The sequence below is a fragment of the Agrobacterium tumefaciens genome, from assembly GCF_005221385.1.
GTDB classification, from domain to species: domain Bacteria; phylum Pseudomonadota; class Alphaproteobacteria; order Rhizobiales; family Rhizobiaceae; genus Agrobacterium; species Agrobacterium tomkonis.
Map to the genome: position 1 here is coordinate 1616201 of NZ_CP039903.1, position 19451 is coordinate 1635651.

The window sequence follows — 19451 nt, forward strand, 5'->3', positions numbered from 1 at the left end:
GTCTGATCCTCAATCCTGATCTCTTTATGCCGATATCAGGCGAAAAATTTGCGCGCATAGTCCAGCGCCTCAACAAGAGAGTCTACTTCGGCGCGGGTATTGTAAAGGCCGAACGATGCCCGGCATGTGGAGGTGACGCCGAACCGTTTCAAGAGCGGCATGGCGCAATGGGTGCCGGCCCGCACCGCAACGCCGCGCCGGTCGATCACCATCGAGACATCATGGGCATGGATGCCCGCAAGCTCGAAGGAGAAGATGCCGCCCTTGTCAGGCGCGTTGCCGATGATGCGCAGCGAATTGATGTCGCGCAACCGCTCGGCAGCGTAAGCCGCAAGATCGGCCTCGTGTGCTGCAATCGCGGCACGGCCGAGATTGTCCATGTAATCAAGCGCATAACCGAGGCCGATGGCCTGCACGATGGGTGGCGTGCCGGCTTCGAAACGGTGCGGCGGCTCGTTATAGGTGACGTTGTCCTCGGAAACATCGAGGATCATCTCGCCGCCGCCCTGGAACGGTCGCATCTCCCGCAGGCGGTCAGCCTTGCCATAGAGCACACCGATGCCGGAGGGGCCGTAAAGCTTGTGGCCGGTCATCACGTACCAGTCGCAATCGATATCACGCACATCGACCGGCATGTGAACCGCGCCCTGCGAACCATCGATCAACACCGGAATGCCGCGCTCATGCGCAATGCGGCAGATTTCCTTGACCGGCACGATGGTCCCGAGCGCATTCGACATATGGGTGATGGCAACGAGCTTGGTACGCTCCGTCAGGCTCTTCTCGAAAGCCTCGATATGGAAGGCACCGTCATCATCCACAGGCACCCAGACGAGCTTCGCACCCTGACGCTCGCGAATGAAATGCCAAGGCACGATGTTGGAATGATGCTCCATGATCGAAATAACGATCTCGTCGCCCTCGCCGATAACAGGCATGCCGTAACCGTAAGCGACCGTGTTGATCGCTTCCGTGGAGGATTTGGTGAAGACGATTTCGTCCACCGAACCGGCATTCAGGAAACGACGCACCTTTTCGCGCGCCGCCTCATAGGCGTCGGTTGCGGCATTGGAGAGGAAATGCAGGCCGCGATGTACATTCGCATACTCATTGGCATAAGCATGCGAAACGGCGTCGATCACCACCTGCGGTTTTTGAGCGGACGCGCCGTTGTCGAGATAGACCAGCGGCTTGCCATAGACCTCGCGCGACAGGATCGGGAAATCCTTGCGCACGGCTTCGATGTCATAAGGGGCCGCCAATGCGGCGCGTTCGCTCTCAGGCATGATGTTCCAGCCAGCCGGAGATGATCGTCTCCAGCGCCTCTACCAGATTTTCTTCTTCCAGTTCCTCGACGATCTCGGCGACGAAGGCGTTAACGAGCATCGCCCGCGCCTTTGCCCGCGGCACGCCGCGCGCCATCAGGTAATAGAGATGGTTGTCGCTGATATCGGCAACTGTCGCGCCATGGCCGCACTGAACGTCGTCGGCGAAGATTTCCAGTTCCGGCTTTGCCGAGAACTCGCCGTCATCGGACATCAGCAGCGTATTGCACGCCATCTTCGCATCGGTCTTCTGGGCATCGGGCGCCACCCGGATCATGCCCTGGAAAATCCCCTTGGCACGATCGAACACCACGTTGCGGAACACCTCCGTCGAGGTCGTGTTCGGCACGTTGTGGCCGAGAACCATCGTCACATCGGTATGGGTTTCGCCACCCAGAAGGTTGACGCCGCGAACGATGAGGTCCGTGCCCTCGCCTTCCACATCGATGCGCAGTTCCTGACGCACCAGCTTGCCGCCGGCATTGACAATGAACAGGCGAATCTTGGCGTCCGCGCCGATTTTCATGCGCAGCTGGCCAAGATGGATATCGGCCGCACCCTGTTGCTGCAGGATGATCCAGGTCACTTCCGCACCGTCTTCAACGACGATGTCGCTGACGGAGGAAACAAAGGCCGCATCCGAAGTCACCGAAAGGTGACGCTCGATGACGGTCGCCTTGGAACCCTTGCCGAAACGGACCGGGAAGCGGCTGTGAACCTGACCTGCGCCATGGACCGCCTGCAATTCGATCGGCTTCTCGATTTCGGCATCATCAGGAATCTCGAGCACCAGACCATCGCGCACGAAGCTGCCATTGATGCGGCCAATCGCGTCATCCTTGCTGGCTTCCGCAAGACCGGCGGCCGCGGAGCCGTCGAGCAGGCTTTCGGCAAAACGCGAAATACGGACATCATCGATCTTGCCGATATCGGCCGTGCCGTGCTGCACATAGGCAACCAGCGAACCGGCAACTGTCGGCGCCTGCTTTTCAATCACAGGCGCGGGCCGGTCTTCCGGAACGGCGCGCAGCAGGCTTTTCAGATCGGTATAGTGCCACGCCTCGATGCGGCGGGTCGGAAGACCACCGGTCTTCAGATCGTCGAACAGCACGTCACGGGCGGCAACAACAGCGCCATTGCCCGGCAATTCGCTGAACTTGGCGGTGTAAGCGTCGACCAGCGCGGTTTCCGCTGGCGTCAGCCGGTTGGTAGCTTGAATGTTCATGGACATCACCTCCTGGCCCGACTTAGGCCGCTTCACCGATGATGTCGGCGTAACCGTTGTTTTCCAGCTCAAGCGCCAGAGCCTTGTCACCCGAGCGGATGATCTTGCCCTTGTAGAGAACGTGAACGCTGTCAGGCACGATGTAATCAAGCAGGCGCTGATAGTGGGTGATGACGACGGTGGCGCGATCCGGCGACTTCAGCGCGTTGACGCCGTCAGCCACGATCTTCAGCGCGTCGATATCGAGACCGCTATCGGTTTCATCGAGAACACAGAGCTTCGGCTCCAGGAGCGCCATCTGCAGGATTTCGGCGCGCTTCTTCTCGCCGCCGGAGAAGCCGACATTGAGCGGACGCTTCAGCATTTCCATGTCGATCTTCAGGTCGCCAGCGGCTTCCTTGACGCGACGGATGAAATCCGGCGTCGTCAGTTCAGACTCGCCGCGCGCCTTGCGCTGCTCGTTCATCGCAACCTTGAGGAACTGCATGGTGGCGACACCGGGAATTTCGACCGGATACTGGAAGGCCAGGAAGATGCCCTTGGCCGCGCGCTCAGCCGCGTCCAGCTCCAGAATGCTTTCGCCGTTATAAAGAATGTCACCGGAGGTGACTTCATAATCTTCGCGGCCCGACAGGATGTAGGACAGCGTCGACTTGCCGGAACCGTTCGGGCCCATGATGGCGGCGACTTCACCAGCGGCAACCTTCAGGTTGAGACCCTTGATGATTTCGGTTTCGGTATCGGCGATCTTTGCGTGCAGGTCGATGATTTCAAGCATGGTTTTGTTCCTGTTCATGGTGCGGTTTCAAGGACCGCCTCGAAGACCCTGTTTGTGGGTCGCTCTCAATTCTCACATCCGTCAACCTCGGGCTCGTCCCGAGGATCTAATCCGTCAATTTTCGTTGCCCGTAGCGACTGAAGCAAACTCCTCAGGCAGCTTCCAGTACCCACAACCCATGAGTACATGAAGGCTGACATCCGGCTCGGCAAATTTCTGCACCGACAATTCAACATGAAGCGAATCGTTGGGCGCAAAACCGTATGCGGAAGCCATGGTTACGAGGGGCTGAAACATGTCCAACCCCAGCGGAGATGCGTAGGCCACGATATCTTTCTTTTTAAGATCACCCTTGATTGCCTTCACAACTTCGAGTTCTGCGCGAATCATCCGGGCATTCATTCCCTCAGAAAAGGTCAGTCCCGAGTCCCCGATCGTTAGTGATCTGACACGCGCATCCACGACGATTTCCGCCGACTTCAGACGCTCGTCCTGACTGGGGCACCGCTGCATGGCCATCGCCGACTCCATGGAGACGAAAAACAGCAGAGATGCCGCAGCCATTCTCACTGCGATCGAAGGTCTCACCCCACGCTTCCTTCCAGCGAAATGCCGATCAGCTTCTGCGCTTCCACGGCAAATTCCATCGGCAGTTCCTGAATGACTTCCTTGACGAAGCCGTTGACGATCAGCGCGATGGCTGCTTCTTCCGGGATGCCGCGCTGCAGGCAATAGAACAGCTGGTCTTCGGAAATCTTCGACGTCGTCGCCTCGTGCTCGAAGTGAGCGGAGGAGTTCTTCGCCTCGATATAGGGCACGGTATGCGCGCCGCACTTGTCGCCGATCAGCAGCGAGTCACACTGCGTGAAGTTACGCGTGTTGGTCGCCTTGCGGTGAGCCGAAACCTGGCCGCGATAGACGTTTTCCGAGAAACCGGCGGCGATGCCCTTGGCGATGATGCGGCTCGACGTGTTCTTGCCGAGATGGATCATCTTGGTGCCGCTGTCGATCTGCTGGTGGCCGTTGGAAACAGCGATCGAATAGAACTCGCCACGGCTGTCGTCACCGCGCAGAATGCAGGACGGGTATTTCCAGGTGATGGCCGAGCCGGTTTCCACCTGTGTCCACGAAATCTTCGAACGGTCGCCACGGCAATCGCCGCGCTTGGTCACGAAGTTGTAGATGCCGCCCTTGCCTTCCTTGTCGCCCGGATACCAGTTCTGGACGGTGGAATATTTGATTTCGGCATCATCGAGCGCCACAAGCTCGACCACGGCGGCGTGAAGCTGGTTCTCGTCGCGCTGAGGTGCCGTGCAGCCTTCCAGATAGGAGACGTAAGCACCCTCTTCGGCGATGATCAGCGTGCGCTCAAACTGGCCGGTGTTCTTTTCGTTGATGCGGAAATAGGTGGAAAGCTCCATCGGGCAACGCACGCCCTTCGGCACGAAGACGAAGGAGCCGTCGGTAAAGACAGCCGAATTCAGCGTCGCGTAGAAATTATCCGTCGTCGGAACGACCGAGCCGAGATATTTCTTCACCAGCTCCGGATGCTCGCGCACGGCTTCCGAAATCGACATGAAGATGACGCCGGCCTTGGCCAGTTCCGCCTTGAAGGTGGTGACGACCGAAACGCTGTCGAACACGGCATCCACCGCCACCTGGCGCTTTTCAACACCGGCGAGGATTTCCTGTTCCTTCAGCGGAATGCCGAGCTTTTCATAGACCTTCAGAAGCTCCGGATCGACCTCGTCCAGAGACTTGGGGCCGGGCGTGCTCTTCGGCGCAGCATAATAATAGAGATCGTTGAAGTCGATCTTGGGATAGCTGACGCGCGCCCAGGTCGGCTCTTCCATCGTCAGCCAGCGCTTGTAAGCCTCAAGACGCCATTCCAGCATCCATTCCGGCTCCTGCTTTTTGGCCGAGATGAAACGGATCACCTCTTCCGAAAGGCCCTTCGGGGCCTTGTCGACTTCGATATTGGTTTCGAAGCCGTATTTATACTGGTCCACATCGATCTGGCGTACCTGATCGATCGTTTCCTGAACCGCTGCCATGTCGTTCTCCAATCTCGCCGGAGCCAAGGTCCGGTGGCTTGTCAACGTATCAAGGCGGAAAGCCGCCTTATTCATCTTCGGGCAAATCGTTCCGAGCCGTCAGCCGGGGCGGAGCTTATACCCATGTAGGTGCGGGATGGCGCTTTTCACACATCCCGGCAAGCGGAAATTTGCGATTCCGCAATTCTTTGCCGCATTTTACGCGGCCTGACCGGAAAGCTTGCGCCGCCCGGCAATTTTCGTGAACGCCGTAAGCGTCCGTTCTATGTCCGCCTCGTCGGTCGCATGGCCAAGAGAAATCCTGAGCGCGCCGAGCTTGGGGTCACGCCCCATCGCGCTCAGCACATGGCTTTCCCCCACCTTGCCGGATGAGCAGGCCGAACCGGCCGACAGCGCAATGCCCTCAATATCGAATGCGATCTGCCCCGTTTCCGCCTTCAGGCCCGGCAGGGTGAAAAACGTGGTATTGCCAACGCGTGCGACATCCTCGCCGTGAATGATCACGTCAGGCGCGCTCGCCCGCATGCCGTCTTCCAGCCGCGCCCGCAGAGCGGCAAGACGCGCCGCTTCAATCTCGAGATTTCGGGCTGCCACAGCAGCAGCGGCACCGAAACCAATGACCGACAGGGTATTTTCCGTACCCGAGCGATGTCCCTTTTCCTGCCCGCCGCCATGGATCAGCGGCTTCGGCATCATCACCTCGCCGCGTGACACCAGCGCGCCCGCACCCTTGGGGCCACCGAGCTTGTGGGACGAGATAACAAGGAAATCGGCATCGAGAGCATTGATATCGAGCGGGACACGACCTGCCGCCTGCACGGCGTCGACCACCATCAATCCACCCGCCGCATGCACCAGCCGCGCCGCTTCCGCCACCGGCTGGAGGATGCCGGTCTCATTGTTCACCAACATGCAGGCAACCATCGGCAGGCCGGTGGAAGCATCATGCGAAGACAGAAGCACCTCAAGTGCGGCAAGATCGATGACACCCGCTGACGTAACGGGAATTTCCGTAACGTCAGCCTTGTCAAACCGGCCGCCTTCGCGAAAAGCAGGGTGCTCGATAGCGGAGATGTAAAGACGGCCATAACGCACGGGAGCACGCCCCATCTTGAATTCAGGCGTCAGCACCAGATTGGCGGCTTCCGTCGCACCGCTGGTGAAGGTAACGTGGGCGGCCTGCGCACCGGCAAGCGCTGCAACCTCGCGGCGGGCGGTCTCGATGGCGGCGCGGGCCGCACGCCCTTCCCGATGAACGGAAGACGGGTTGCCCGAAAGGTCGAGCGCCGACACAAGAACATCACGCACGGCGGGCAAAAGCGGCGCCGTGGCGTTCCAGTCCATATATGTGCGCGTCAAAACCGTCATGGCGGTGAGGCTTTATCCAATCTTCAATGCGTAAAAACGCATTTTTCTTGAAATTACAGTTGCGCTTGCCTTATGACACGACCCGAGTGCTTAAGCACACGCAAAGTTTCGAATTATTCTAAACTGCGTTCTAGAAAAGATGACAGAGTTCGTCAAGTCTTCTCATAGGCAGAATGCGGTTGGAGAATGAAAAAACACGACCGGAGTACCAATGCCCGAAGTCATCTTTAACGGCCCTGCGGGTCGCCTCGAAGGCCGTTATCAACCCTCCAAGGAAAAGAGCGCGCCGATAGCGATCATCCTTCATCCGCACCCGCAGTTTGGCGGCACGATGAACAACCAGATCGTTTATCAGCTCTTCTATCTTTTCCAGAAGCGCGGTTTCACGACGCTCCGGTTCAATTTCCGCTCCATCGGCCGCAGCCAGGGCGAGTTCGACCATGGCGCCGGCGAACTTTCCGATGCCGCTTCCGCCCTCGACTGGGTGCAGAGCCTGCATCCCGATTCGAAAAGCTGCTGGGTTGCCGGATATTCCTTCGGCGCCTGGATCGGCATGCAGCTGCTGATGCGCCGTCCGGAAATCGAAGGTTTCATGTCGATTGCGCCGCAGCCCAATACCTACGATTTCTCCTTCCTCGCTCCCTGCCCGTCCTCCGGCCTCATCATCAATGGTGATTCCGACAAGGTCGCACCTGAGAAGGACGTCAACGGTCTGGTCGAAAAGCTGAAGACCCAGAAGGGCATTCTCATCACCCACCGCACGCTTCCCGGCGCCAACCACTTCTTTAATGGCAAGGTGGATGAGCTGATGGGCGAATGCGAGGACTACCTCGACCGCCGCCTGAACGGCGAACTGGTTCCGGAACCGGCGGCGAAACGCATTCGGTGATTGGCCGCGCATTTTCAGGGCAGGTCTTGATGTAGCCGCAATGATCGACAGCGGGCTTGGCTCAACCCCCCTCTGCCCTGCCGGGCATCTCCCCCTCAAGGGGGGAGATCGACCCGAGGCAAGGTCTTGGCCATCTCGACGGTTGAAAATGAAGTGCCAATAAAGCGTCTTGCCGATCTCCCCCCTTGAGGGGGAGATGCCCGGCAGGGCAGAGGCGGGTGAGCCACACCCACCGTCATCCCTTATGCCGCATCAAAACCCCACCCGTCACCGGCTCCTTCACCCCCGTCGTACCGGGATAGGTCAGCGGCAAACCTTTAAGCGATCGCACTGCCAGATAGGCCCAGGCCTCCGCCTCCATCGCCCCGCCATCAAAGCCCGCCTCTTCCGCCGCAATAACGCGCGCCCCAACCTTTGCGGTAAGGTCCGAAAATTCCTCCATGATCACCGGGTTCAACCGACCACCACCACAAACGACATAGGTCTTTGCCGCCTCCGGCAAATAGCTCGCCGACTTCAGAATGGCAGCCCCCGTCAGATGCGCCAGCGTCCGTGCCCCATCCGCCAGGGAAACCTCACCCTTTGTCGGCGGCACGAAATCGCCGCGATCGAGCGAGCGGCGGATATTGGCTGAAAAAAACGGGCTTTCCATATAACGCGCCACCAGCGAGGCAACGACGCTGCCGCCCGCCGCCGTCCTGCCGCCCTTGTCGAAGGCTTTGCCGGTATGGGCCTCGATCCACTGGTCGATCAGCATATTGCCGGGGCCGCTGTCGAAGGCGGCAAGTCGCCCCGCCTCGCCAATATAAGTCAGATTGGAGATACCGCCGATATTGACGAAAACGGCGGGCGTTTCGAACCCGTCAGGCAGATTGGCGGAAAGCGCCATGTGATAGGCCGGGATCAGCGGCGCGCCCTGCCCGCCATGTACCATGTCGTTGGCGCGCATGTCATAGACCACATCGATGCCGGTTTCGGAGGCCAGCAGTGGTCCGTCACCGATCTGCACGGTCAGTGCCTCATCCGGCCGGTGCAGCACCGTCTGGCCATGAAAACCAATGACGTCGATATCGCCGGCTTCAAGCCGGTGACGGTGCAGGAAGGACTTCACCGCCGCCGCATGGGCAAGCGTCAGCTTGCGCTCGGCCTCGCCCAAATCGCCCGGACGCTCACGCCGTTCGCGGATGGCCTTGGCTGTCGTGAGCGCCTTCTGCCAGATGGCGCGCAGGCCCGGATCGTAGGGAAAATAACCGCTCGGCCCATGCCGCACCACGCTTTCGCCATCCGTGTGCAACAGGGCGATATCGATGCCGTCCATCGATGTGCCGCTCATCAGCCCGATCGCCGTTTTGATCTCGCCCACCTGCCGCTCCCCTGCAATATCGAATCATGATGATGTGAATCCCGATATTCATGGCCGAAACGGGTGCACATTTCAAAAAACAATGATAAAGCCGCGACGTTCATTGGCTGCTTACAGCATTGTGGAGCGTCCTTTGCGCGTCCGAAAGGACGTGCGGCGCTCCAGCGACGGCAAAGATCAAACCAGAAAGTAAAAGGTTATGTCCAGGTTCAAGTCCGATTTCCTCCGCACGCTCGACGAGCGCGGCTTCATTCACCAGATCTCCGATGAGGCAGGTCTCGACGAACTGTTCGCCAAGGAAACCGTGACCGCCTATATCGGCTATGACCCGACGGCTTCGAGTTTGCATGTCGGCCACCTCACCCAGATCATGATGCTGCATTGGATGCAGAAGACCGGCCACCAGCCGATCTCGCTGATGGGCGGCGGCACCGGCATGGTCGGCGATCCCTCCTTCAAGGAAGAGGCCCGCAAGCTGATGACGATCGACATGATCGAGGACAACATTACCTCGCTCAAGCACGTCTTCGCCAATTACCTCGATTACGACCGCGCCAATCACCCGGCACTGATGATCAACAATGCCGACTGGCTGCGCGGTCTGAACTACCTCGAATTCCTGCGCGATGTCGGCCGCCATTTCTCGGTCAACCGCATGCTGTCCTTCGACAGCGTGAAGACGCGCCTCGACCGCGAACAGTCGCTGTCCTTCCTCGAATTCAACTACATGATCCTGCAGGCCTACGACTACGTGGAGCTGAACCAGCGCACCGGTTGCCGGCTGCAGATGGGCGGCTCGGACCAGTGGGGCAACATCATCAACGGCATCGACCTCGGTCACCGTATGGGGACACCGCAGCTCTATGCGCTGACCTCGCCGCTTCTGACCACTTCCTCGGGTGCGAAGATGGGCAAGTCGGCATCGGGCGCCGTGTGGCTGAACAAGGACCTGCTTCCGGTCTATGATTTCTGGCAGTACTGGCGCAACACCGAAGATGCCGATGTCGTCCGCTTCGCCAAGCTCTTCACCACCCTGCCGATGAATGAGATCGCCCGCATTGCGGCGCTTGGCGGCTCGGAAATCAACGAAGCGAAGAAAATCCTCGCAACCGAAGTGACGGCGATCCTGCATGGCCGTGCTGCGGCCGAAGAAGCTGCCGAAACCGCCCGCAAGACTTTCGAGGAAGGCGCACTGGCTGAAAACCTGCCCTCCATCGAGGTGCCGGCATCCGAACTCGAAGCCGGCCTTGGCGTCCTCTCCCTCATCGTCCGCGCCGGCCTTGCCGGCTCGAACGGCGAAGCCCGCCGCCACGTTCAGGGCGGCGCGGTTAAGATCAACGATCAGGGCGTTTCCGATGAGCGCCAGATGATCGGCACCGGTGAAGTAACCGGCGACGGCGTCATCAAGCTTTCGGTCGGCAAGAAGAAGCACGTTCTGGTGCGCCCGGCCTGAAAAACCCACGCAAAACCTGTTATCGAGGGCCGCGAAAGCGGCCCTTTTTATTGGAACTCGAAAATCTGTCGGAAAACACCCGGCGCGATCAGCGACAGCGGATTGATCGTCAGCTTCGGCTGGTCCGTCTGGCCGGACAGTTTGAAAGTAATGCCGAGCAGACCCCGGTCGCGGCCGTTACCGAGGAAGATGCCGATGAAAGGCAACTCGCCAAACAGCCGGTTCAGGCCATAAGCGGGCATGAAGGTGCCCGTCATGTCCATGCGGCCGCTCTGGTCCTTGAGCAATCCCTGGAAGGTCGCACCGATCTGTTCACCGCGCACCACGCCGTTTTCCACCGCAACCGAGCCATTAACGTAGACCACCCGGGCAAAACCGCGCTGGAACTTCTCAGAACTGACATCGATATTGCGGCGAACTGCGTTGTTGAGGCTTCTGCCGTCTTCACCAGCGGGGGTGGCGACGATGTCCTGCAATTTCGCTTCGTTCACCACGGCGAAATTGCGCAGGTCCAGCGAACCGCTCCAGTCGCTGCCATTGGCGGTCGTCAGCGCCAGATTGAGAAGGCCGCCGCGGATACGGCTATAGATATTGGCGAAACGGGCAAGCGAACCGGCATCGCTGCTGGTCAGCGTCACGGTTCCCGTCGCGCCGCGATTGGTGGTCTGCGCCACCACCGCCTGGCCGTTGCCGGTGACACCACGAAAATCGATCGAACGCACCTTGCCGTCACGCACGCTGATATCGGAACTGACATTGGCGAGGATCTCGTCGTTGAAACCATAGACCTTGTCGAACTGTGTCTTGATGGCAAGCGATGGTTGCGAACGCGATGTGCCGTCACCGCCGCCGGAAGAACTGCGCAGTTTCGAAAGGAACGGCCGGACATCCGCGGATTTTCCCGAGGCATTGATGATATAGCCGTTTTTGGAGGCCGCGACGGAAACGGCGTAATTGTCGGCGGGCGACAGCTGCACTCGGCTGAGATCGGCTGAAATCAGCCCGTTCTTGCTGAAGGCGATATCGCCGGCGGCGCCGAAACCGTCCCCGTCGAGGGAAAAATCACTGATCGTCGTGCGGCCATCCACCGTCTCGGTGGTGAAGGCGGCTTTTGCCGGAATGCCGATGCCCTTGCTCCAGCCAAGCCCCGGCAGAATGATCGACGCCCTGGTCAGATCGAGCCGGATGTCCTGCCGTTTCGGATCTGCGCCATCGACTTCCATCACCGTCGTGCCGCCAAGAACCGAGGACAGTTCCGGCGCAAGCTTGGCAACCTGTGTCTCGTTCAGGGTCGCCTTCAACGACAGCGTCGAGGGGACATCGCCATTCTTGCGCACCGGCTCCGTCATCTCGATATCCATCGGCACGTCGTCCACACGGCCCTTGCCCTGAAGCTTGAGCTGCCGGTCGTTCAAAGCCATGAAACCGTCAAGCGCCGTCACCTTGTGGCCGGCAAAGGGCTTCGTCAGCGACAGGTTCTTCAGGTCCAGATCAGCCGTCCACACCGGCGGAGGCGGGTTCTGGCTGGACAGCAGTCCGACGGTCAGTTTTGCACTGGCCTTCACGTCACCGGTGAAATCCTCCGGTTTGAACTGCGTATCCTTCAACGCATTGATCGGCTTCAGTGTCGCAAGCTCGGCAACGGCATCCGCAGAGCCGGCCACATTCAACTCGACATTTCCAAGCAGCGGCTTGTCATAAACGTTGGAGATCAGAAACCGGCTGTTCTCCAGCGCAAGCGACCGGTTGGAGGGGAAATAGGATGTCGCCCGCTCGATGTCGACGGTCATGCCGCCGCCGACCAGGTTGAAATGTGCATCGACATCCCGAAGCGGCGGAATATCGCCCGTGGTGTTCAGCCGCGTATCGTCAATATCGAAGCGGATCTGCATTTCGCTCTCGCCGAGCACCAGCGGGCAGCCGGGACCGCACATCCGCCCCTGCGGAATGAATATCGCAATCGAGCCATTGGTGACCGTGCCGCCATAAAGGTTGGTTACCACCCAGTCACGCGGCTTGTGCGCCATCCAGAACGGCCAGAGCTGCTTGACCGCCGTGGCCTCCATCTTCGGAATCTGGCCGCCAAAGCTGATTTCCGGCGAGCCCTCACCGAAGCGGACTTTCAGCGAGCCTGCCATGTCTCCAAGCGGGCCAGTAACGTAAAGCGAGGGAACGTCGAGTTGCTTTGTCGCCGCCGTATATTGCCCATCCGCCTTCAGGCTGAAGGGAACCGGCTCCTCGCCAGAGGCTTCGGCCGAAGCAATCCCGTTGTCGACCCGGAGCGAAAGACCGAAACCTTCCTCCGTATCGCGAATTTCACCGGTAACCGGTATGATCGTACGTCCCAGCTCCAGCCGCGAATTGGCGATTACCAGGGTACTTTTTTCGAAATCATAACGCGCATTGACGCTGCCGGCCGTGAAAGGCTGGGCCTCGCCACCAATCAGAAGCGTTCCGTTGCCCATACCGACCGAAGCTTCCAGCTGGGGATCCTGCCCTTCCGCAGCACGCCGGGCGACAATGCTGACACCGGTCTTGACGTTCAGCCCCTCATGCAGATTGCCCTGCGGATCGAATTTTTCCAGAAACGGCCCGATATCGAAACCGTCGATCCGCGCCTGAAAACCGTCGATCACGCCGCCGGATCCGGATGTCGTCAGCGATAGGCTGGCGATCTCACCGTTAAACAGCGTCTCGCCATCAAGCGAATATCCACCCTGCTGGTCGGGTGTGAGCGACAGTTCGCGTATCTCGATGGTACGTGGTTTTCCAAGCTCACCGGGCGGCAGATGCACCGAAACGCTGGAAATATCGATTTCCTCTGTGCCGCTGCTCAGGAAAGCCTGGGCGAGCTTGTCGAGCTGTCCGAAGGCGGCCTGCAATTGCTGCGGTACGGCGTCAAGCTTGATGCTGGAAAGATCAAAACCGTTACCCTTGGGCAAAAGCGCCGTGTCGAGCTCCATACCATCGGCTTCGAGGCTTTGTACCGAGATGCGGCCGGTCAGCAGCGCAAGCGGATCAAGCGCCATGCCGATCGCCCGGGCCCTGCTCAGATGCTGGCCGGAGTCCTTTTCGACGATGTCCACATCCTCGGCCACCAGCGCCAGCCGCAGCCCGGTGGAGAACCTTATGGCCGAAGAGCCGATCCGGGCGCTGTAATGCGGCCCAAGCGCCCTCTCCAGCGCCTGTTGCGCCTGGCTGGAGAGCGTCTTGTCGATCGATCCCGTCTCGACGGAAAGAATAATGCCGCCGATGGACAGGAACGCCAGCACAAAGAGAGCCGCGAAAATCTTGATAAGAGCGCGCGCCATGGAACGCGGCGCAGGGCAATGCACGATGATGGGATCTTCGGCCTGTGCCGAAGGGAGATCATGCAGGGCGATGATATCGCGCCTGCCGAACTTGACCTTTTCACCCCTGACTTCAGCCATACGCCCGTGCTTGCCCCTGAATAGCTTTTGTTTCGCCGCAACACCGGAGCGGGATGGCGAAAAGTGTAAGCGGTTTTCGTCCGGAACCCCGCTCCAAATTCTTTAACCCAGATGACGATTCAGATTACAGGTGAATTCGACCTGAAATCTCAATCGTGATCTGGACGACGCGCGGTTTCGCTATATATCGAATGTGGCGACTTTCACTCAACATCCCGGCGAAAGAAAGGTAGATTATGACAGACTTGACGATTGGCAGCCCGGCTCCCGACTTTACTTTGCCCCGCAACGGTGAAGGAACGGTGACATTGTCCAAACTTCAAGGCAAGGCCGTCATTCTCTATTTCTACCCTAAGGACGATACTTCAGGCTGCACCGCAGAAGCGATCGACTTCAGCGCGCTGGGCGCAGAATTCGAGGCCGCCAACGCCGTCGTCATCGGCATTTCGCCCGATAGCGTCAAAAGCCACGACAAATTTGCCGCAAAACACGCGCTTTCCGTCATGCTGGCCTCCGACGAAGACCGCAAGGCTCTCGAAGCCTATGGGGTTTGGAAGGAAAAAAGCATGTATGGCAAGAAATACATGGGTGTCGAACGCACCACTGTCCTCGTCGCACCGGATGGCACAATCGCGGAAATCTGGAACAAGGTGAAGGTTGCGGGCCACGCGCAGGCTGTTCTTGAGGCTGCAAAGAAGCTCTGAAAAAACGGACCCGATGTGACGCCCCCGTTCAAAATCATCTCTCTGCGCGGCGGGGCGACGGATGCTGTTGCGAGCGCCGATCTCGACCGTAAAACCGCGCTGGCACAGGAAACGGCGACACGATGGTTCGAGCGTCGCCTGTCGTTGCGCTCGCCGCTCGATCCGCCCTTGCCCGAACGTCCGGGCAGACCGGAAAAGCCGGAACTCGTGCCGCCGACCGCCGTCGAGCGCCGTTCGCTTCACACGGTGAAGGGCCGCATTGCCCTGCTGCACGCCATCGCCCATATCGAACTCAACGCCGTCGATCTCGCGCTCGACATCGTCGCGCGTTATGCGAGCGAACCGGTGCCGCATTCCTTTTTCGACGGCTGGATGCAGGTCGCCTTCGAGGAGGCGAAACATTTCCGGCTGGTGCGCGACCGGCTCAGAAGCCTCGGAGCGGATTATGGCGATCTGCCCGCCCATGACGGGCTCTGGCAGGCGGCGCATTCCACCCGCAACGACCTGACCGCCCGGCTGGCGGTCGTGCCGCTCATTCTGGAAGCGCGCGGACTGGACGTCACACCTTCCCTGCAGGCCAGAATGCGGGAGACCGGCGATCTCGAAAGCGCCGCCGTTCTCGATGTTATCTATAACGACGAAAAGGGCCATGTCGCCATCGGCGCCAAATGGTTCCGGTTCCTCTGCGCCCGTGAAAAGAAGGATCCGGCCGCAACCTTCAAACAACTGGTGCGTGCCAATTTCCGCGGCCCCCTGAAACCGCCCTTCAACGACCTCGCCCGCGCCGAGGCCGGCCTGACGCCGTCCTTCTACCGCTCGCTGACATCCGTCAGCCACAGCTAAAACCGCACCAGGCAACTCTGCATAAGCGCAGATAGATGCTTCCGGCAAAACTTCGTTAACCTTAACGAATTATGATTTCCTGTGAGAAATCGGCCAGTCCGGAGAGAGATTTTGACTGATACAGCGGAAAACCGGGTATTCGGCAAAAAGCGGCCGCAGCACGTCCTCATTCTGGCGAGCGGCGAGAAAGTTCGGCATATGACCATTCGGCCGTGGATGGCCGCTCTTGCCGGCTGCACCATTGGCCTGTTTTCGCTCGGCTATCTCGGCGCTACCGGCTACCTCATTTTGCGTGACGACCTGATCGGTGCGACCATGGCGCGCCAGACCCGCATGCAGAACGATTATGAAGACCGTATCGCAGCACTGAGGGCTCAGGTGGACCGGGTCACCTCCCGACAATTGCTTGACCAGCAGGTCGTTGAAAAGAAAGTGGAAAAGCTGTTGGAACAGCAGGCGGCGCTGACCTCCAGGCACGGGCGCATGAGCGAGTTGCTGGAGCGCGCCGAAAATTCCGGCGTCGCAGCAACGCCCGCCGCGCCCTCTTCCCTTTCGAACGCCATGGCGCCGGAAAAGCGCGCGGAGCTGACGGGCGGCCTGTCAGCAATTGAAAAGCTGATGGCGCCGCGCGTGCCGCAGCCGGAAAAGCCAGCCGCAACTGACAGACGCGCCGCTTACGTGCCTCAATCCGGCGAAACACCCTCGGACCGGGCCGATCGGGTGTTTTCCAAAGTGACCATTTCGCTGAAGGATATCGAGCGCCAGCAGATATCGCGCATCGCCAGATTGACCAACGATGCCGAAGACAAGGCAAGCGCGATGCAGGACATCATCCGGCAGGCCGGATTGAAGATCGAAGAAAGCGGCGCGGACGATATCGGCGGCCCCTATGCGGCTCCCCAGCGCAGCGAAACCGATCCGTTCAACCTGTCGCTGACCAATCTCGACAATGCGCTGAACCGGCTGGATATCGTCAAGGAAAGTGCAACTGCCCTGCCCTTCGGCAACCCGGCTCCCGGGAGAACGATCACCAGCCGGTTCGGCAATCGCATGGATCCGTTTCTCGGACGGCCGGCTTTGCACACCGGCATCGATTTTCGCGCCGAAACCGGCGCCGACGTCAAAGCCACCGGCGCGGGCAAGGTGACAGTGGCGGAAAATTCCGGCGGTTACGGCAATATGGTCGAGATCGATCACGGTCAGGGCGTCTCGACGCGATTCGGCCATCTCTCCGCGATCCTCGTCAGGGCCGGTGACAAGGTGGAGGCCGGCGACATCATCGGCCGCGCCGGCAGCACCGGTCGTTCAACCGGCCCCCATGTGCATTACGAGGTGCGCCGCAACGATACGCCGGTCGATCCGATGCGGTTCCTGATCGCCGGCGCCGAGCTTAAAACCTATTTGAAATGACAGGCCAAATTTAACGCTTTTTTTGCGCTTTTTACGATAAATCGCATGAAACTGCGCCACAGGCTGAAAAGCCTCGTCAGAACCGCGACGTTTCGCGTGCTTTTCCCGTTGTTTCCTTGACTTTCCGGCAATTTGGGCATATCCCCGCGCCAAGTCTTTGCAAGTGTCGCAGCGGCACGCAGGTGTTCTTACCGAACCAGAACGGAAAAAGTTCTTCCTTTGACAACATTCTCTGATCTTGGCCTGAGCCAAAAAGTTCTTTCCGCTATTGCAGATGCCGGCTACACGACGCCGACACCCATTCAGGCCGGCGCCATTCCGCCTGCGCTGGAAAAGCGTGATATCTGCGGTATCGCACAGACCGGCACGGGCAAAACCGCGTCCTTCGTGCTGCCGATGCTGACCCTGCTTGAAAAGGGTCGCGCACGCGCCAGAATGCCGCGCACGCTGATCCTTGAACCCACCCGTGAGCTTGCGGCGCAGGTGGCTGAGAATTTCGAGAAATACGGCAAGAATCACAAGCTGAACGTCGCCCTGCTTATCGGCGGCGTTTCGTTCGAAGATCAGGATCGCAAGCTCGAGCGTGGCGCCGATGTTCTCATCTGCACCCCCGGCCGTCTTCTTGACCATTGCGAGCGCGGCAAGCTGTTGATGACCGGCGTTGAAATCCTCGTCATCGACGAAGCCGACCGCATGCTGGACATGGGCTTCATTCCCGATATCGAACGTATCGTGAAAATGATTCCCTTTACCCGGCAAACGCTGTTCTTTTCGGCCACCATGCCGCCGGAAATCCAGAAGCTGGCCGACCGCTTCCTTCAGAACCCCGAACGCATCGAGGTCGCCAAGCCCTCCTCCACGGCGAAAACCGTTACGCAGAACATCGTCGCTGCGCATAACAAGGACTATGAGAAACGCGCTGTCCTGCGCGATCTCGTCCGCGCCGAAGAGGCCGAACTCAAAAACGCGATCATTTTCTGCAATCGCAAGAAGGATGTCGCCGACCTGTTCCGTTCGCTCGACCGTCACGGCTTTTCCGTCGGCGCGCTGCATGGCGACATGGACCAGCGTTCGCGCACCACGATGCTGCAGAACTTCAGGGACGGCAATCTGACGCTGCTCGTCGCCTCTGACGTTGCGGCGCGCGGGCTTGATATCCCCGATGTCAGCCACGTCTTCAACTTCGACGTTCCCATTCATGCCGAAGACTATGTCCACCGCATCGGCCGTACCGGCCGTGCGGGCCGTTCGGGCAAGGCCTTCACCATCGTCACCAGAAACGACGCAAAATATCTCGACGCGATCGAAAAGCTGATCGGCGAAAAGATCGAGTGGCTGAATGGCGACCTCTCCACGCTGCCCGCGCCCATGGAAAGCTTTGAAAGCAATTCCGGCCGCCGGGGTAACAAGGAACGGGGCGGCAGGGGTCGCGACAGGAACCGTCGCGATGCGGCTCCGGTCGAAAACATCAATCAGGATGCACAATCCGCTGCGGTTACCGAGATCGTGGCTCACGGAGACGACAAGGTGAAAGCAGAACGCAGACCGGAAAAGACCCCGCGCAATTCCGACCGCAACAGCCGTAATCCGCTGCACGCCAATGACGACAACCGCGAGCGCCGCCGCCACTATCGCGACCATGATGACGGCCCGACCCCGGTCGGCTTCGGCGACGACATTCCCGCCTTCATGCTGATCGTGGCCAACGCCAAGGGCTGAGGCCAGTACAAATATGACGCCGACAATCAAACCAGGGCTTGATTTTCCGGGTGTCGGCGTGGGCCTTGCCATATTGCGCGATGGCCAGCTGCTTCTCTGCCGGCGCTTGAAAGCGCCGGAAGCCGGATACTGGAGTATTCCGGGCGGCAAGGTTGATCACCTCGAATCCTCCCTCGCCGCCGCAAGGCGAGAGGCCGAAGAAGAGACCGGGCTGACAATCGGCGATGTCGAATTTCTCTGTCACAGTGAATATATCGATACCGAAGAGCGGCACCATTGGGTGTCGCTGATCTTCGTCGCCCGCGATACGTGTGGCGAGCCGGCACTGACCGAACCGGACAAGCTTTCCGATATAGGCTGGTTTTATCCCGACAATCTTCCCGCACCCATTTCCGCCTTCGCGAAGGACGCGCTGGCCGCCCTGAAATAAAGCCGAAAAACGGACCGGCAAGTGCGACATTGCCGCAGACCGGGCGTCTTCCAATCTGAAACGGGGGCGTCAAAAAAGGGGGCGAAGCCTCGCCTGCCTACAATGAAGGCAACCTGGCAAAGCGATTTCTTTTCCGTAAATATAATAATAAGAGAATAGCTTTGCGTGAAGCTTTTCAGATTCAATTTTAAATTGCTTAAATTAGCTTCATGTAAAAAACCGCCCCAGTTTCCCGAAGCGGTTTATACGTAATGAAAATAATAGAATATAGAATGTAATATAGTCTGGCAGTGCTTATAATCGGAACACTTTCCGAGGCTGGTTACAGCCAATTTCAGTCGTCCCCTGAAACACGTATATCTAAGCTAAACATTTACTTTCCGTCAAGCAAATCTTCTCGCAAATGCGAAAAAAGACACTAAGAAAAATCGACGGAGGGCGAAAAGCATGGATTTTCTC

Annotated in this window: 15 protein-coding genes; 7 read left to right on the forward strand and 8 right to left on the reverse strand. The window is 59.1% G+C overall.

Annotated features, from left to right (window positions below; translation table 11 throughout):
* Nucleotides 1-35 precede the first annotated feature (35 nt).
* The 6 genes from CFBP6623_RS08085 to CFBP6623_RS08110 all read right to left on the reverse strand — a co-directional run bounded on the left by CFBP6623_RS08085 (nucleotide 36) and on the right by CFBP6623_RS08110 (nucleotide 6750).
* Nucleotides 36-1286 carry a cysteine desulfurase gene (locus CFBP6623_RS08085; RefSeq protein WP_046798252.1) on the reverse strand — a complete coding sequence of 417 codons (1251 nt, stop codon included), beginning with the start codon at nucleotides 1284-1286 and terminating at the stop codon, nucleotides 36-38.
* On the reverse strand, nucleotides 1279-2550 hold the full coding sequence (sufD, locus tag CFBP6623_RS08090) for a Fe-S cluster assembly protein SufD (protein WP_046798448.1): 1272 nt from the start codon (nucleotides 2548-2550) through the stop codon (nucleotides 1279-1281). The genes CFBP6623_RS08085 and sufD overlap by 8 nt, the downstream gene beginning before the upstream one ends.
* A gap of 22 nt (nucleotides 2551-2572) precedes the next feature.
* On the reverse strand, nucleotides 2573-3328 hold the full coding sequence (gene sufC, locus CFBP6623_RS08095; protein WP_003522658.1) for a Fe-S cluster assembly ATPase SufC: 756 nt from the start codon (nucleotides 3326-3328) through the stop codon (nucleotides 2573-2575).
* Nucleotides 3329-3442: 114 nt separating this feature from the next.
* On the reverse strand, nucleotides 3443-3892 hold the full coding sequence (locus CFBP6623_RS08100; RefSeq protein ID WP_052760217.1) for a hypothetical protein: 450 nt from the start codon (nucleotides 3890-3892) through the stop codon (nucleotides 3443-3445).
* Between the two features lie 20 nt (nucleotides 3893-3912).
* Nucleotides 3913-5382, reverse strand: a complete 1470-nt coding sequence (gene sufB, locus CFBP6623_RS08105; protein ID WP_046798251.1) for a Fe-S cluster assembly protein SufB — start codon at nucleotides 5380-5382, stop codon at nucleotides 3913-3915.
* Nucleotides 5383-5580: 198 nt separating this feature from the next.
* Nucleotides 5581-6750, reverse strand: coding sequence for a cysteine desulfurase family protein (locus CFBP6623_RS08110; protein WP_046798249.1), 1170 nt, complete (start codon nucleotides 6748-6750; stop codon nucleotides 5581-5583).
* 211 nt (nucleotides 6751-6961) lie between these two features.
* On the opposite strand from CFBP6623_RS08110, the gene CFBP6623_RS08115 reads away from it, so the two are divergent.
* Complete coding sequence (locus CFBP6623_RS08115; RefSeq protein ID WP_020012833.1) at nucleotides 6962-7639, forward strand: alpha/beta hydrolase; 678 nt, start codon at nucleotides 6962-6964, stop codon at nucleotides 7637-7639.
* Between the two features lie 235 nt (nucleotides 7640-7874).
* Here the strand turns inward: CFBP6623_RS08115 and CFBP6623_RS08120 are convergent, their stop codons facing one another.
* Complete coding sequence (locus CFBP6623_RS08120; RefSeq protein ID WP_062653906.1) at nucleotides 7875-9002, reverse strand: anhydro-N-acetylmuramic acid kinase; 1128 nt, start codon at nucleotides 9000-9002, stop codon at nucleotides 7875-7877.
* 199 nt (nucleotides 9003-9201) lie between these two features.
* Here CFBP6623_RS08120 and tyrS point away from each other — a divergent pair, with 199 nt between their 5' ends.
* Nucleotides 9202-10455 (forward strand): tyrosine--tRNA ligase, encoded by a 1254-nt coding sequence (gene tyrS, locus CFBP6623_RS08125; RefSeq protein ID WP_046798247.1) that lies wholly within the window; start codon nucleotides 9202-9204, stop codon nucleotides 10453-10455.
* Nucleotides 10456-10502: 47 nt separating this feature from the next.
* Here the strand turns inward: tyrS and CFBP6623_RS08130 are convergent, their stop codons facing one another.
* Nucleotides 10503-13886 carry a DUF3971 domain-containing protein gene (locus CFBP6623_RS08130; RefSeq protein ID WP_046798246.1) on the reverse strand — a complete coding sequence of 1128 codons (3384 nt, stop codon included), beginning with the start codon at nucleotides 13884-13886 and terminating at the stop codon, nucleotides 10503-10505.
* A gap of 236 nt (nucleotides 13887-14122) precedes the next feature.
* Here CFBP6623_RS08130 and CFBP6623_RS08135 point away from each other — a divergent pair, with 236 nt between their 5' ends.
* The 5 genes from CFBP6623_RS08135 to CFBP6623_RS08155 all read left to right on the forward strand — a co-directional run bounded on the left by CFBP6623_RS08135 (nucleotide 14123) and on the right by CFBP6623_RS08155 (nucleotide 18992).
* Complete coding sequence (locus CFBP6623_RS08135; protein ID WP_046798245.1) at nucleotides 14123-14590, forward strand: peroxiredoxin; 468 nt, start codon at nucleotides 14123-14125, stop codon at nucleotides 14588-14590.
* 15 nt (nucleotides 14591-14605) lie between these two features.
* The gene (locus CFBP6623_RS08140) at nucleotides 14606-15433 is read left to right on the forward strand and encodes a ferritin-like domain-containing protein (protein ID WP_046798244.1); all 828 of its coding nucleotides are present in this window, start codon (nucleotides 14606-14608) and stop codon (nucleotides 15431-15433) included.
* A gap of 111 nt (nucleotides 15434-15544) precedes the next feature.
* Nucleotides 15545-16843, forward strand: a complete 1299-nt coding sequence (locus CFBP6623_RS08145; RefSeq protein ID WP_046798243.1) for a M23 family metallopeptidase — start codon at nucleotides 15545-15547, stop codon at nucleotides 16841-16843.
* A 219-nt stretch (nucleotides 16844-17062) separates the two neighbouring features.
* Nucleotides 17063-18562 carry a DEAD/DEAH box helicase gene (locus tag CFBP6623_RS08150; protein ID WP_046798242.1) on the forward strand — a complete coding sequence of 500 codons (1500 nt, stop codon included), beginning with the start codon at nucleotides 17063-17065 and terminating at the stop codon, nucleotides 18560-18562.
* 13 nt (nucleotides 18563-18575) lie between these two features.
* Nucleotides 18576-18992, forward strand: a complete 417-nt coding sequence (locus CFBP6623_RS08155) for an NUDIX domain-containing protein (RefSeq protein WP_046798241.1) — start codon at nucleotides 18576-18578, stop codon at nucleotides 18990-18992.
* Nucleotides 18993-19451: the final 459 nt, after the last annotated feature.